The following is a 14529-nucleotide window of genomic DNA, read 5'->3' as shown; positions in this document are numbered from 1 at the left end:
TGCAGTGCCTGCTGAAGGGCTCCTCGCCGCCTCCTGGCTGCTGATCGCGCTGCCGCTGGCCGGTGCCGCGGTGCTGCTGCTGGGTGGCCGGCGCACCGACCGCTGGGGTCACCTGCTGGGGACGGCGACGGTCGTGGCGGCTTTCGTCCTCGCCGTGGCGTGCACCGTGCAGCTGGCCGGCCTCGACGAGCGCGCCGCCGACGTCGAGCTGTTCACCTTCGTCGCGACCGGTGAGCTCGACGTCACCGCCGGGCTGCTCTACGACCCGCTGTCGGCGGTGTTCGTGCTGCTGATCACCGGTGTCGGCTCGCTGATCCACGTCTACTCGATCGGCTACATGGCGCACGACCCCGCACGCCGCCGCTTCTTCGCCTACCTGAACCTCTTCGTCGCGGCGATGCTGCTGCTGGTCCTCGGCAACAGCTTCGTGGCGCTCTACGTGGGCTGGGAGGGCGTCGGCCTGGCGTCCTACCTGCTCATCGCCTTCTGGTACACCCGCCCGGCCGCGGCCACCGCGGCGAAGAAGGCGTTCATCATGAACCGGGTCGGCGACGTCGGCCTGGCGCTGGCGATCTTCGTGATGTTCGCCCAGCTGGGGACGACGTCCTACGCCGGCGTCTTCGGGTCGGTGGGCACCCTGGCCGGCGGCACGATCACCGCCATCGGCCTGCTCCTGCTGCTGGGTGCCTGCGGCAAATCCGGCCAGTTCCCGCTGCAGGCGTGGCTGCCCGACGCGATGGAGGGGCCCACGCCCGTCTCCGCGCTCATCCACGCCGCCACGATGGTCACCGCGGGCGTGTACCTGATCGCCCGCTCCGCGCCGATCTACGACCTGACGCCTACGGCGCGGGCCGTCGTCCTCGCGGTCGGCGCCCTGACCCTGCTGATCGGCGCGATCGCCGGGTGTGCCTACGACGACATCAAGAAGGTGCTGGCCTACTCGACGGTCAGCCAGATCGGCTACATGTTCCTGGCCGTCGGGCTCGGCCCGGCCGGCTACGTCGCGGGGCTGGCGCACCTGCTCGCGCACGGCTTCTTCAAAGCCGGCCTCTTCCTCGGCGCCGGGTCGGTCATGCACGCGATGGACGACTCGGTGGACATGCGCCGGTTCGGCGCGCTGTGGAGGAAGCTGCCGGTCACCTTCGTCACCTTCGGGCTGGGCTACCTGGCGCTGATCGGCTTCCCCTTCCTCTCGGGGTACTTCACCAAGGACGCGATCATCGAGGCGGCGCTGGACCGCGACGACGTCTGGGGGTGGGTCCTGGGCGGCGTGATGGTCCTCGGCGCGGGGCTGACCGCCTTCTACATGACGCGGCTGATGCTCATGACGTTCTTCGGCCGGGCCCGGTGGGACGACGGCGTCCACCCGCACGAGTCGCCGTCGATCATGACCGCGCCGATGATCGTGCTGGCGTTCGGCTCGGTGTTCGCCGGCGCCCTGCTCGTGGCGGTCTTCCCGCTCTCGGGCTGGCTCGAGCCGGTCTTCGGCGAGCCGGCGGAGGCCGCGCACGTGGTGGCGCCGGCCGTCGTCGGGCTCGTGGTCACGCTCGTCGCCTTCGCCGGTGTCGCGCTCGCCTGGCTGTTCGTCGGTCGCCGGGAGGTGCCGCTCACCGCCCCGGTGCGGGTCTCGCCCGTCACGCGGGCGGCCCGCCAGGCCCTCTACGCCGACGCGGTCAACGAGTCGCTGTTCATGCGCCCGGGGCAGTGGCTCACCCGCGCGCTCGTGTGGGTCGACAACCGCGGCGTCGACGGCGCGGTCAACGGCCTGGCCGCCGGGCTCGGCGGCTCGTCCGCCCGGCTCGGCCGCGCGCAGACCGGCTTCGTGCGCACCTACGCGCTCGGGATGCTCGGCGGCGCGGTCGTGGTGGCCGGCGCCCTCCTGGCGGTGACGGCCGGATGAACCGGCAGACCCCACCCCTCCTCGGAAAGGGAACCGACCAGTGAGCGACTTCCCCTGGCTGCTGGCGATGATCGCCGTGCCGGCCGTCGGTGCCGCGGCGGTCGCCGCCCTGCCGCGTGGGCGGGAGCTGCTCGCCAAACAGGTCGCGCTCGGCGTCAGCCTCGTCGTCCTGCTGCTCGCGGTGCTCACCACGGTCGCCTTCGACGCCGGCGGCGAGCGGTTCCAGCTGACGACGGCGGTGTCCTGGATCCCCGACTTCGGCTCCGAGTTTGCCCTCGGGGTCGACGGCATCGCGCTGGTGATGCTGCTGCTCATCGGCGTGCTCGTGCCCCTGGTGATCGGCGCCTCCTGGCACGAGGCCGACGCCGGGCCCCGCCCGGCCCGGGTCTTCTTCGCCTGGCTGCTGCTGCTCGAGGCGATGATGGTCGGCGTCTTCGCCGCCACCGACGTGCTGCTCTTCTACGTCTTCTTCGAGGCGATGCTGGTTCCGATGTACTTCCTGATCGGCAGTTTCGGCGGGCCGCGCCGGCAGTACGCGGCCGTCAAGTTCTTCGTCTACAGCCTGGTCGGCGGGCTGGTCATGCTCGCCTCGGTCATCGGGCTGTACGTGGTGAGCACCAGTCAGCTGGGGGAGGGCACCTTCGCCTTCGACGCGCTCCGGCAGCTGGACATCGACCCCGACGTGCAGAAGCTGCTGTTCCTGGGCTTCTTCGTCGCTTTCGCCATCAAGGCGCCGCTGGTGCCCTTCCACACCTGGCTGCCCGACTCCGGCGCCGAGGCCCCGATCGGCGGAGCGGTGCTGCTGGTCGGCGTGCTCGACAAGGTGGGCACGTTCGGCTTCCTGCGCTACTGCCTGCCGCTGTTCCCCGACGCCTCCCGTGAGCTGGCGCCGTTCGTGCTGGTCCTGGCGGTCGTCGGCATCCTGTACGCCGCGCTGCTGGCCATGGGGCAGAGCGACATGAAGCGGCTGGTGTCCTACACGTCGATCTCGCACTTCGGGTTCATCGCGCTGGGCATCTTCGCCTTCACCACCGAGGCGGCCACCGGCGCGGTGCTCTACATGGTCAACCACGGCATCGCGACGGGGTTGCTGTTCCTCGTCGTCGGCATGCTGATCAGCCGGGGCGGCTCCCGCCAGATCGGGGACTACGGCGGCGTCGCGGCGAAGGCTCCGCTGCTGGCCGGCGCCTTCCTGGTCGCCGGCCTGGCGTCCCTGGCGCTGCCGGGTACCAACAGCTTCGTCAGCGAGTTCCTCGTGCTGATCGGCTCGTTCCCGGAGCGGCCGGTGTTCACGATCCTCGCGACGGTCGGCATCATCCTGGCCGCGCTCTACGTGCTGCTGATGTACCAGCGCACCATGCACGGGCCGGCCCGTGGCGTGCTGCTGCCCGACGTGCACGGTGGCGACCCCGCACCGGGCACCGAGCCCGCCCGGGGTGGTGCGTCGGCGGCCACCGCGACGGTGACCGCGCCGGCTCCCGCGCGCGGCCGGTCGCGGTTCGCCGACCTCAGCCGGCGGGAGCTCGCCGTCGTGGCGCCGCTGGTCGCGCTGATCATCGGCCTGGGGGTCTACCCGCAGCCGCTGATCGACCTCATCGAACCCGCCGTCGTCGCCACCCTCGGCGACCTGGGCGCCCCCGGAGGGACCGACCGATGATCGAGGCGCCCGACTTCGACTTCGCCGCGCTGGCGCCGCTGCTGCTCGTCCTCGGTGCGGCCTGCATCGGCGTCCTGGTGGAGGCGTTCGCCCCACGCGGGCTCCGGCACCCCCTGCAGGTGGGGCTCGCGCTCGCCGGCACCGCAGGCGCCTTCCTCGCCACCCTGCTCCTCGCCGGCGCCCGGCAGGTCACCGCCGGCGGCGCGCTGGCCGTCGACGGCGCGGCACTGTTCCTGCAGGCCACGATCGCCGGCCTGGGCGCGCTGTCGATCCTGCTGTTCGCCGAGCGGGCGCTGGACCCGGCGCGGTCGGCGTTCGTCGTCAGCGCCGCCGTTCCGGCGGGCAGCCCGCGGGACCGGGAGCTCGCCACGGTGCCGGAGGTGCAGACCGAGGTCTACCCCCTCGCGAGCTTCGCCATCGGCGGCATGATGCTCTTCGTCGCCTCGAACGACCTGCTGGTCATGTTCGTGGCGCTGGAGGTGCTCAGCCTGCCGCTGTACCTGATCAGCGGGATGGCGCGGCGGCGTCGGCTGCTGTCCCAGGAAGCGGCGGTCAAGTACTTCCTGCTGGGCGCCTTCGCCTCGGCCTTCTTCCTCTACGGGCTGGCGCTGGTCTACGGCGCCACCGGCAGCGTCCGCCTGAGCGACATCCGCGAGGCGGCGACCGCCGACGCCGGCGGCGTGCTGCTGGTCCTGGGGCTCGCCCTGCTGATCGTGGGCCTGCTGTTCAAGGCCAGCGTCGCGCCGTTCCACTCCTGGACGCCCGACGTCTACCAGGGCGCCCCGACGCCGGTCACCGCCTTCATGGCCGCGTGCACGAAGGTCGCGGCGTTCGGCGCCATCCTGCGGCTGCTGTACGTCGCGTTCGGCACTGCCGAGTGGACCTGGCGGCCGCTGGTCTACGCCGCCGCCATCGCCTCGATGGTGGTGGGCGCGATCCTCGGCCTCACCCAGACCGACCTCAAGCGGATGCTCGCCTACTCCTCGGTCGCCCACGCCGGCTTCCTGCTCACCGGCGTCATCGGCCTCGGCGCCGACGGCGGCGGCTCCGGTCTCGCGGCCACGATGTTCTACCTGCTCACCTACGGGCTCACCACGCTCGGCGCCTTCGCCGTCCTGACGCTCGTGCGCGACGGCGACGGGGAGGCGAGCCACCTGTCGCAGTGGGCGGGCCTCGGGGCGCGGTCCCCGCTGACCGCGGCGGTGATGACGCTGTTCCTGCTGGCGCTGGCCGGCATCCCGCTCACCGCCGGCTTCACCGGAAAGTTCGCCGTCTTCCGGGCCGCGATCGAGCAGGGCGCCTGGCCGCTGGTCGTCGTGGCGCTGCTGGCGAGCGCGGTCGCCGCCTTCTTCTACCTTCGGGTGATCGTGCTGATGTACTTCTCCGAGCCGGTCGCCGACGGGCCCACGGTCGGCGTTCCGGGGGTGCCCACGACGCTCGTGCTCGCGGTGACGGCCACCGGCACCCTGGTGCTCGGCATCCTCCCCGGGGCGGTGCTCGCCCTCGCCGAGCAGGCGGCTATCTTCGTCGGTTGATGACCGGAGCCCGTGCCGCAGTCGACGGCACTCCCACCGAGGCCTGGCACCGGATCTCCACCCCGGCGTCGACCATCGGCCCCTGGCTGCCCGAGGGCGAGCTCGGGGAAGCGCTGGCCGATGGGCTCGCCCGGGTCGAGTCGGAGCTGGCCCGGGCGGTGGGCAGCGAGCACCCGTTCGTGCGGGAGGCGGCCGGTCACCTGATGGCCGCCGGGGGCAAGCGGTTCCGCCCGATGCTGGCGCTGCTGGCCGCCCAGCTCGGCGACCCGGCTGCTCCGGAGGTGACCCGGGGCGCGGTGGTGTGCGAGCTCACCCACCTCGCGACGCTCTACCACGACGACGTCATGGACGAAGCCGCCGTCCGCCGGGGGGCGCCCAGCGCCAACAGCCGGTGGAGCAACAGCATCGCGATCCTCACCGGCGACCTGCTCTTCGCCCGGGCGTCGGACATCCTGGCCGACCTCGGGCCCGAGGCCGTGCGGATCCAGGCCCGCACCTTCGAGCGGCTGGTCACCGGGCAGATCAAGGAGACCGTCGGCGCCCAGCCCGGCGAGGACGCGATCGCCCACTACCTCGACGTGCTGGCGGACAAGACCGGCTCGCTGGTGGCGACGTCGGCCCGCTTCGGCGCTGCCTTCGCCGGTGTGGACGCCGGCCTGGTCGCCGCTCTCACCGAGTTCGGCGAGGAGGTCGGGGTCGCCTTCCAGATCTCCGACGACCTGATCGACATCATCAGCCGCGACGGCGTCTCCGGGAAGTTGCCCGGCACCGATCTGCGCGAGGGCATCGCCACGCTGCCGGTGCTCTTCGCGCTGGCCGGTGACGACCCCGCGGAGGCCCGGCTGCGCGAGCTGGTGGCCGGCCCCGTCACCGACGACGCCCAGCACGCCGAGGCGCTGGCGTTGCTGCGGTCCTCCCGGTCGCTCGAGCGGGCCACCGAGGTGCTGCGCCAGTACGCCGACCGGGCGCGGGCCCGGCTGGACGCCGTTCCCGAGGGGGCCGTCCGGGACGCCCTGTCCGCCCTCTGCGGCTACGTGGTGATCCGCACCAGCTGACACCCTCACCCGGAACTGTCCCGGGCTCGTGGTCGTGGCCGATGTCCCCTGTCCCGGCCGCGGCGGGAGGCAGCCCGCAGTGGCCGGGGCCATGCTGGGTAGGTGCACTCCCTCCCCGTCCTGCTGGCCGCGGCCCTCCTGACGGCCGGCTGCTCCGGCGCGGAGAGCGACGCCGGGTTGCGCCCGGCCGGGCCGTCCGTCCCGACCGGCACGCCCACGGGCGCACCGGAGTTGGACGTCGAGGTGCTCGCCGAGGGGCTGGACCACCCGTGGGACGTCGTCCAGGCGCCGGACGGCACCCTGCTGGTCGACGAGCGGTCCGGAGGCTTCACCGCCGTCCTGCCCGACGGCACCGTGCAGCAGGTCCGGGCGGACCTCGGCGACCTCCGGGCCGTCGGCGAGACCGGCCTCATGGGGCTGGCCCTGGATCCCGCGTTCGAGGAGAACCGCCGCCTCTACAGCTGCCAGGGCGCCACCTCCGGCGAGATTCAGGTGGTGGCCTGGACCCTGGCCGAGGACTGGTCCGCCCTCACCCGGGCCGACGACCCGCTCGTCGGCGGGCTGCCGCTCAACGAGCGCAGCGGCCGGCACGGCGGGTGCCGGCTGGAGTTCGCCCCTGACGGCGCCCTGCTGATCGGCACCGGCGACACCGCCACCGGCACGGTGCCGCAGGACCCCGGCTCGCTCGGCGGCAAGGTGCTGCGCGCCGATCCGGCCACCGGGGAGGTCACCGTCTGGACCAGCGGGCACCGCAACGTGCAGGGCCTGGCCATCCGCCCCGGCAGCGGGCAGGTCTACGCCGTCGAGCACGGCCCGGACCGGGACGACGAGGTGAACCTCCTGCGCGAGGGCGGGAACTACGGCTGGAACCCCGACGGCGGCGGCTCCTACGACGAGAGCGTCCCGATGACCGATCCGTCCATCCCCGGCGCCGTTCCGGCCGTCTGGGCCTCGGGGCAGCCGACCCTGGCCACCAGCGGCGCGACCTTCGTGAGCGGCGACGAGTGGGGCGCCTACGACGGACTGCTGCTCGTCGCCCTGCTCAAGGACCAGGGCGTGCTGGCGCTGCGGCTCGACGACGAGGGCGATCTCACCGAGCAGTTCCAGGTGCCGCCGCTCGACGACGCCTACGGGCGGATCCGCACCGTCCAGCAGGGCGCCGACGGCGCGCTGTACGCCGTCACCGACAACGGCGACGACGACCGGCTGCTCCGGATCACGCCGGGGAGCTGACCCGCCGGTCGCGTACCCGGGCCGGGACCGCCACGCCCGCGGGGAGCAGCGGGCAGGGCTCCGGCTCCCCGGCCACCGTGCGCAGCGGCAGCACCCCCGCCCACACCGGGTCGGCGACCCCGGGGCCCGTCAGGTCGTGCTCGTCGTCGCCCGGCGGACCGGTGCGGATCTTCACGCTCGCCTCGGCCAGGTCGAGAGCGAGCACCGCGGTCGCGGCCAGCTCCTTGCGGTTGGGGAGGCGGGCCGCCGTCCAGGAGCCGGGGGCCAGGTGCTCGGTGAGCACCCGGAGGCCGAGCAGCCGCTCGTCGGGGTCCTCGACCAGGCGGGCCCGGCCGTGCACGACGGCGCAGCGGTAGTTGACCGAGTGGTGGAAGGCCGAGCGGGCGTACACGATGCCGTCCAGGAGGGTGACGGTGAAGCACACCGGCGCCCCGCCCCCGGCGGCCCGGAGCGTCGCGGCCCCCGTGGAGCCGTGCAGGTAGAGGGTGTTCCCGTTCCGGCCGTAGCCCGTGGGCAGCACGACGGGAGCGCCGCCGAGGTCGACGCCCAGGTGGCCGATCAGCCCGGAGTCGAGCACCGCGTGGAGGTCGGCGCGGTCGGTCCGGGCGCGCTTCGCGCCCCGGCGCACGGTGCTGCGGTCGGTGGGGGAGAGCGGGGCGGGAGCGTCCATGCCGTCGATCCTGCGGGGCGCGGTGGCCTCTCGGAATGGCCAATCGGCTACCTTTCCGACAGGCCACCGGGTGAGGAGGACCGTGACCGGCATCCCGCCCCTGCTGCTCGACCGCGCGTTGGGCACCCCGCTGTCGGTGCAGCTCGCCGACGCGCTGCGGGCCGCCGCCGCCGAGGGAACCCTGCGCCCCGGTGACCGGCTGCCGTCGACGCGCGAGCTCGCGGGTGTACTGCGGGTCAGCCGGACCGTGACGGCCGCCGCCTACGACCAGCTGCTGGCCGAGGGCTGGGCCGGTGGGCGCCGGGGTGTGGGCACCTTCGTGCTCGGTGCCGCACCGTCGTCCCCGCCCGCGCGGGTGTGCCCGTCGCCCGCGGGGCCGGCGGATCCCGCGCTGGTCGACCTGCGGGCCGGCTCGCCCTGCCTGGAGGTGCTGGACCGGGGGGTGTGGCGGCGCGCCTGGCGTGCCGCCGGTGACGTGCCGCCCGACCTCCGGCCGGACGCCGCGGGCGACCCAGCCTTCCGGTCGGTGGTGAGCGAGCACCTGCTCCGCCACCGCGGGCTGGTGGCGACGGCCGACGACGTGCTCGCGACCGGCGGCACCTCGGCCGCGGTGGGTGAGGTGGCGCGCACGCTGCCGCCGGGCAGTCGGGTGGCCGTGGAGGACCCCGGCTACCAGCGGGCCGGAGGCGCGCTCCGGGAGGCGGGGCTGGTGGTCGTCCCGGCCCCCGTCGATGACGACGGCCTGGTCGTCGACGCGCTGCCCGCCGGTCTGGCGGCGGTCTACTGCACGCCGGCGCACCAGTACCCGCTCGGCCGGCGGATGTCCGCCGCGCGGCGGCAGGCGCTGGTCGCCCGGGCACGAGCTGAGGGCTGGTGGGTGCTCGAGGACGACTACGACGGGGAGCTGCGCTACGACGTCGCCCCGCTGCCCCTGCTGGGGGCGCTGGGACCCGACGTCGTGGTCCACCTGGGCACGACGAGCAAGATCCTCAGCCCGACGCTCGGCGTCGGCTGGCTGGTGGCCCCGGCGGCGCTGCGCGCCGAGCTGCTGGCCCGCCGCACGGCTACGGGAACCCGGCCGGCGCGGGCCGGGCAGCGGGTGCTCGCCGCGCTCGCGTCCTCCGGTGACCTGGCCCGCCACCTGCGCCGGCTGCGCCGGGAGCTGTCGGGACGGCGGGAGGACGTCCGGGCCGTGGTGGCCGCGGCCGGTCTCGTCGCCGAGGGTGACCCGGCCGGTGCGCACGTGCTGGTGCCCGTTCCGGACGTCGCCGTGGAGGAGGCGGTCCTGGTGGCCGCCGCCCGACGGGGGATCGCCCTGGACGGTCTCGGCCGCCACCACCTGGACGGCGCGCACCGACGGGCGGGTCTGGTGCTCGGCTTCGCCGCCCCGGACCGGGCCGAGTTGGACCGGGTGCTGCCCCTGCTGACCGGCGTGCTCCGGGAGGTGACCGGGAACGACCGCGGGCCCGCCTCCCCCGAGGGGAGACGGGCCACGCGACGGCCTGGCCTGACGGCTACGCCTGGACCTCCCACGTGTCGCCGCCGGCGAGCAGCTCGTCGAGGTCGCCGGGGCCCTGGAGCCGCGCCTCGTGGAGCTGCTCCGCCATCATCGACTCGTAGGACGGCTTGCGCACCGACCGGAAGACGCCCATCGGCGAGTAGCGGAGGTCCTGGGAGGACAGCCGCGACAGGGCGAAGGCGTAGGACGGGTCCTCGCGGGTGGCGTCGTGCACCACGATGTCGCTCGCCTCGACCTGGTTGGTCTCGGCGATCCGCAGGCCCCCGAAGTCGTCGCGGACCACGCAGGAGGCGCCGTCCGGACCGAACACGAGCGGCTTGCCGTGCTCCAGCGGGATCGTCCACATCGGGCCCGTGGACGGGTCCTTCAACAGGTCGAACGCACCGTCGTTGAAGATGTTGCAGTTCTGGTAGATCTCCACCAGCGCGGTGCCCTGGTGCTCGGCGGCCTGCCGCAGCACCTCGGTGAGCCCCTTGCGGTCGGAGTCCATCGCCCGGCCCACGAAGGTGGCGTCGGCGCCGATGGCCAGCGACACGGGGTTGAACGGGTGGTCCAGCGAGCCCATCGGCGTGGACTTGGTGACCTTGCCGACCTCGGAGGTGGGCGAGTACTGGCCCTTGGTCAGCCCGTAGATCCGGTTGTTGAACAGCAGGATCGTCATGTTGACGTTCCGCCGCAGCGCGTGGATCAGGTGGTTGCCGCCGATGGAGAGGGCGTCGCCGTCGCCGGTGACGACCCAGACCGACAGGTCGGGTCGGGAGGCGGCCAGGCCGGTGGCGATCGCCGGGGCGCGGCCGTGGATCGAGTGCATCCCGTAGGTGTTCATGTAGTACGGGAAGCGCGACGAGCACCCGATGCCCGAGACGATGACCATGTCCTCGCGGGCGATGCCGAGGCTCGGCAGGAAGCTCTGGACGGCGTTGAGGATGACGTAGTCACCGCACCCGGGGCACCAGCGCACCTCCTGGTCGGTCTTGAAGTCCTTGCCCTTGAGCTCGGTCTGCTTGGGACCGTGCTGCTCGAGCGAGCGGGCGATGGCGGCGTCGATCGGGGTCGGCGCGTCCGGCATGCCGAGTTCGACGGTGGTCACTGCAGTGCTCCGTTCAGGGATGCGGTGGTGCTGTCGATGGCGTCCTGGATCACCGCGGCCAGTTCGGCCGCGCGGAAGGGCAACCCGCGCACCTGGGTGTGGCTCTGCACGTCGACCAGGTACTTCGCGCGCAGGAGCAGGGCCAGCTGCCCGAGGTTCATCTCCGGGCAGATCACCCGGTCGTACCGGGCCAGGACCTCGCCGAGGTCGGCCGGGAACGGGTTGATGTGCCGCAGGTGGAGCTGGGCCACCTTCCGGCCGGAGCTCCGGATCCGCCGGCAGGCGGCGCCGATCGGGCCGTAGGTGGAGCCCCACCCGATGACGGCGACGCGCGCGTCGCCGTCGGGGTCGTCGACGTCGGTGGCCGGGATCGACGCGGCGATGCCGTCGATCTTCGCCTGCCGGGTGCGGGTCATGAAGTCGTGGTTGGCCGGGTCGTAGGAGATGTTGCCGGTCTTGTCGGCCTTCTCCAGCCCGCCGATCCGGTGCTGCATGCCCGCGGTACCCGGGATGGCCCAGGCACGCGCCAGGGTCTCGGGGTCGCGCAGGTAGGGGAGGAACTCACCGTCCTCGCCGTTGGGCTCGGTGGCGAACGCCACCGACCCGGTGAGGTCGGGCAGCGCGTCGGCGTCCGGGATCGCCCACGGCTCGGCGCCGTTGGCGAGGTAGCCGTCCGACAGCAGCATGACCGGCGTCCGGTAGGTGAGCGCGATCCGCGCGGCCTCCACGGCGGCGTCGAAGCAGTCACCGGGGGAGCGCGGGGCGATGACCGGGATCGGGGCCTCGCCGTTGCGGCCGAACATCGCCTGCAGCAGGTCCGACTGCTCGGTCTTCGTCGGCAGGCCGGTGGAGGGGCCACCGCGCTGGACGTCGACGATGACCAGCGGCAGCTCGGTCATGACCGCGAGGCCGATGGTCTCGGCCTTGAGCGCCACACCGGGGCCCGACGTCGTCGTGATGCCCAGCGCGCCGCCGAACGAGGCGCCGAGGGCCGCACCGACGCCGGCGATCTCGTCCTCGGCCTGGAAGGTGCGCACGCCGAACGCCTTGTGCCGGGACAGCTCGTGGAGGATGTCCGACGCCGGGGTGATCGGGTACGCGCCGAGGAACACCGGCAGCCCGGAGCGCTGGCCGGCGGCCACCAGCCCGAGAGCGAGCGCCTGGTTGCCCGAGATGTTCCGGTAGCGGCCCGGCTTCATCGGGGCCGGCTTGATCTCGTAGGAGACGGCGAACGCCTCGGTGGTGTCGCCGTAGTTGTAGCCGGCGCGGAACGCGGCGATGTTCGCCGCGGCGATCTCCGGCTTGCGGCGGAACTGGCGCTCGAGGAAGCGGATCGTCCCCTCGGTGGGCCGGTGGTACATCCACGACAGCAGGCCGAGGGTGAACATGTTCTTGCTGCGCTCGGCCTCCTTCTTGCCCAGGCCGGAGTCGGCGAGCGCCTCGAGGGTCATCGACGTCAGCGGGACGCTGACGGTCTGCCACCCCTCCAGCGAGCCGTCCTCCAGCGGGCTGGTGGCGTAGCCGACCTTGGCCAGGTTGCGCGGCGTGAACTCGTCGGAGTCGACGATCAGCAGCCCACCACCGGGCAGCTCGCCGAGGTTGGCCTTGAGCGCGGCCGGGTTCATCGCCACGAGCACGTCCGGGGCGTCGCCCGGCGTCATGACGTCGTGATCGGCGAACTGCAGCTGGAAGGAGCTGACACCCGGCAGGGTTCCCGTCGGCGCCCGGATCTCGGCGGGGAAGTTCGGCAGCGTCTTCAGGTCGTTGCCGAACGACGCCGTCTCACTCGTGAACCGGTTGCCGGTCAGCTGCATGCCGTCGCCGGAGTCACCGGCCAGCCGGATGACGACGCGGTCGAGCTCCACGACGCTCTTGACGAGCCCGCCGGGGGCCGAGCTGGACACCGTGGTGGCCAGGGCGCCGTTCGAGTCCGACGGCGCGATGGTCGGGTTGGGGCCAGTCATGAGCGGTCTACCTCCACCGGGCGAGGTTACGTGCGTGTGTCGGTGCTCGGGATGTGCAACCGGACACGCTGCAGCGGCGACGATTTCACCGCGTTCACGGGGCACAACGGCGCCGGGTGCTCCGTCATTCCACCGGGGGCGCGGGTCGCCCACCGGGAACGGGGGCCCGACGGACGACGTTGGAGCGGACGTGCAGCGCTGGAACAACGGAGTGAAGACCGCCCTGCTCCTGGGGCTCATGGGCGGACTGATCCTGATGGCGGGCGCGCTTATCGGCGGGCGCGGCGGCCTGGTCGTCGCGCTGGTCGTCGCGCTGGGCGTCAACGGCTACGCGTACTTCAACTCCGACAAGCTGGCCCTGCGGGCGATGCGGGCCTTCCCGGTCACCCAGACCCAGGCCCCGGCCCTCTACGCGATCGTGCGGGAGCTGGCCACCGAGGCGCGGCAGCCCATGCCCCGGCTCTACGTCAGCCCGACCGCGCAGCCCAACGCCTTCGCCACCGGCCGCAACCCGCGCAACGCCGCCGTCTGCGTCACCCAGGGCATCCTCGAGCTGCTCGACCGCCGGCAGCTGCGGGGCGTGCTGGCCCACGAGCTCTCGCACGTCTACAACCGCGACATCCTGATCAGCTCCGTCGCCGGCGCCATGGCCACCGTGATCACCTACCTGGCGCACATGGCTATGTTCGCGTCGCTGTTCGGCGGCCGGTCCGACGAGGACCGCGGCGGCGGCAACATGATCGGCGGTCTGTTGCTCATGCTGCTGGGCCCGCTCGCCGCCGGGCTGGTGCAGATGGCGGTCAGCCGCAGCCGCGAGTTCCAGGCGGACGCCTCGGGCGCCCAGCTGTCGCAGGACCCGCTGGCGCTGGCCGACGCACTGCGGGTGATCGACCGGGGGACCGCGGCCCGGCCACTGCCGCAGGAGGAGCGGCTGGTCACCCAGAGCCACCTGATGATCGCCAACCCGTTCCGCGGTCAGGGGATGGCGTCGATGTTCGCCAGCCACCCGCCGATGCCCGAGCGGATCGCCCGCCTGGAGCAGATGGCCCGGGAGCTGGGCCAGCGCTGAAGGATGGCCCCCTCGCCCCCCACCCCTCGTGCCTCGGGGTGGGGGGCGAGGGGGCCGTTCCATCAGCTCACCCGTTCCCCACGACACGCTCCGCGCGCCGTGGGCCCCTGCGGCCGGCCGCTCCCTCACGTCATCTGTAGTTGTCGAACTGCAGGGCGACGTCGAGGTCTGCGCCGCGGAGCAGCTGCTGCACCGCCTGCAGGTCGTCGCGCTTCTTGCCGCTCACCCGGAGCTGGTCGCCCTGGATCTGCGCCTGGACGCCCTTGGGGCCCTCGTCGCGGATCAGCTTCGCGATCTTCTTGGCGGTGTCGGACTCGATGCCCTGCTTGATCGTCGCGCCGATCTTGTAGCTCTTGCCCGAGGACTGGGGCTCGCCGGCGTCGAGCACCTTCAGTGAGATGTTCCGCTTGATCAGCTTCTCCTTGAAGACCTCGAGCGCGGCGACCACCCGCTCCTCGGTGTCGGCCTGCAGGGTGACGCCGTCCTCCCCGGCCCAGGCGATGGTGGCGTTGGTGCCGCGGAAGTCGAAGCGCTGCGACAGTTCCTTGCCCGCCTGGTTGAGGGCGTTGTCGACCTCCTGCCGGTCGACCTTGCTCACGACGTCGAAGGATGCGTCGGCCATGTCGTTCCTCTCCGTGCGGGACGGGGCGCTGCAGCGGCCCCGCCGGTGGGGACCCGTCACGTGCCGGGCCCCTCGTCTTGTAGTCTCTCCCGCGTACCAATCGCGGCGGGTTGCCCGAGTGGCCAATGGGAGCGGACTGTAAATCCGTCGGCTTAGCCTACGAAGGTTCGAATCCTTCACCCGCCACGCCCGGTACGACGGCCCCCGACCTCCAG

General features: G+C 73.0%; 10 protein-coding genes, 1 tRNA gene and 1 pseudogene. 8 read left to right on the top strand and 4 right to left on the bottom strand.

Annotated features, from left to right (window positions below; all coding sequences use genetic code 11):
• The first annotated feature begins 4 nt into the window (after positions 1–4).
• The 5 genes from nuoL to ABC795_RS15480 all read left to right on the top strand — a co-directional run bounded on the left by nuoL (position 5) and on the right by ABC795_RS15480 (position 7380).
• Positions 5–1900: an NADH-quinone oxidoreductase subunit L gene (gene nuoL / locus ABC795_RS15500; protein WP_347058062.1), complete on the top strand. Its 1896-nt coding sequence runs from the start codon at positions 5–7 to the stop codon at positions 1898–1900.
• Positions 1901–1940: 40 nt separating this feature from the next.
• Complete coding sequence (locus ABC795_RS15495) at positions 1941–3557, top strand: NADH-quinone oxidoreductase subunit M (protein ID WP_347058061.1); 1617 nt, start codon at positions 1941–1943, stop codon at positions 3555–3557.
• Positions 3554–5092, top strand: a complete 1539-nt coding sequence (gene nuoN, locus ABC795_RS15490; protein ID WP_347058060.1) for an NADH-quinone oxidoreductase subunit NuoN — start codon at positions 3554–3556, stop codon at positions 5090–5092. The genes ABC795_RS15495 and nuoN overlap by 4 nt, the downstream gene beginning before the upstream one ends.
• On the top strand, positions 5092–6147 hold the full coding sequence (locus tag ABC795_RS15485) for a polyprenyl synthetase family protein (RefSeq protein WP_347058059.1): 1056 nt from the start codon (positions 5092–5094) through the stop codon (positions 6145–6147). Before nuoN ends, ABC795_RS15485 begins: the two co-directional genes overlap by 1 nt.
• A gap of 102 nt (positions 6148–6249) precedes the next feature.
• The gene (locus ABC795_RS15480) at positions 6250–7380 is read left to right on the top strand and encodes a PQQ-dependent sugar dehydrogenase (protein ID WP_347058058.1); all 1131 of its coding nucleotides are present in this window, start codon (positions 6250–6252) and stop codon (positions 7378–7380) included.
• Here the strand turns inward: ABC795_RS15480 and ABC795_RS15475 are convergent.
• Entirely contained in the window at positions 7364–8050 is a 687-nt protein-coding gene (locus ABC795_RS15475) for a pyridoxamine 5'-phosphate oxidase family protein (protein ID WP_347058057.1), read from the bottom strand. The genes ABC795_RS15480 and ABC795_RS15475 overlap by 17 nt on opposite strands.
• Here ABC795_RS15475 and ABC795_RS15470 point away from each other — a divergent pair.
• A pseudogene (locus ABC795_RS15470) lies at positions 8049–9305 on the top strand (PLP-dependent aminotransferase family protein); the annotation flags it as partial. The gene ABC795_RS15475 and the pseudogene ABC795_RS15470 overlap by 2 nt on opposite strands.
• A 259-nt stretch (positions 9306–9564) precedes the next feature.
• Here the strand turns inward: ABC795_RS15470 and ABC795_RS15465 are convergent.
• Together ABC795_RS15465 and ABC795_RS15460 are read right to left on the bottom strand one after the other, a co-directional pair.
• On the bottom strand, positions 9565–10659 hold the full coding sequence (locus ABC795_RS15465) for a 2-oxoacid:ferredoxin oxidoreductase subunit beta (protein ID WP_347058056.1): 1095 nt from the start codon (positions 10657–10659) through the stop codon (positions 9565–9567).
• Positions 10656–12623, bottom strand: coding sequence for a 2-oxoacid:acceptor oxidoreductase subunit alpha (locus tag ABC795_RS15460; protein ID WP_347058055.1), 1968 nt, complete (start codon positions 12621–12623; stop codon positions 10656–10658). Before ABC795_RS15460 ends, ABC795_RS15465 begins: the two co-directional genes overlap by 4 nt.
• A gap of 190 nt (positions 12624–12813) precedes the next feature.
• On the opposite strand from ABC795_RS15460, the gene htpX reads away from it, so the two are divergent.
• A complete protein-coding gene (gene htpX / locus ABC795_RS15455; protein ID WP_347058054.1) occupies positions 12814–13692 on the top strand; it encodes a zinc metalloprotease HtpX in 879 nt (292 codons plus the stop codon).
• Positions 13693–13822: 130 nt separating this feature from the next.
• On the opposite strand, the gene ABC795_RS15450 is transcribed toward htpX, so the two are convergent.
• On the bottom strand, positions 13823–14314 hold the full coding sequence (locus ABC795_RS15450) for a YajQ family cyclic di-GMP-binding protein (protein WP_347058053.1): 492 nt from the start codon (positions 14312–14314) through the stop codon (positions 13823–13825).
• A gap of 104 nt (positions 14315–14418) precedes the next feature.
• On the opposite strand from ABC795_RS15450, the gene ABC795_RS15445 reads away from it, so the two are divergent.
• Positions 14419–14500, top strand: a tRNA-Tyr gene (locus tag ABC795_RS15445).
• Positions 14501–14529 lie beyond the last annotated feature (29 nt).

The organism is Blastococcus sp. HT6-30, from assembly GCF_039729015.1.
Classification (GTDB): domain Bacteria; phylum Actinomycetota; class Actinomycetes; order Mycobacteriales; family Geodermatophilaceae; genus Blastococcus.
The sequence above is the reverse complement of the archived record's forward strand: the minus strand, read 5'-3'. Positions and strand labels throughout refer to the sequence as shown.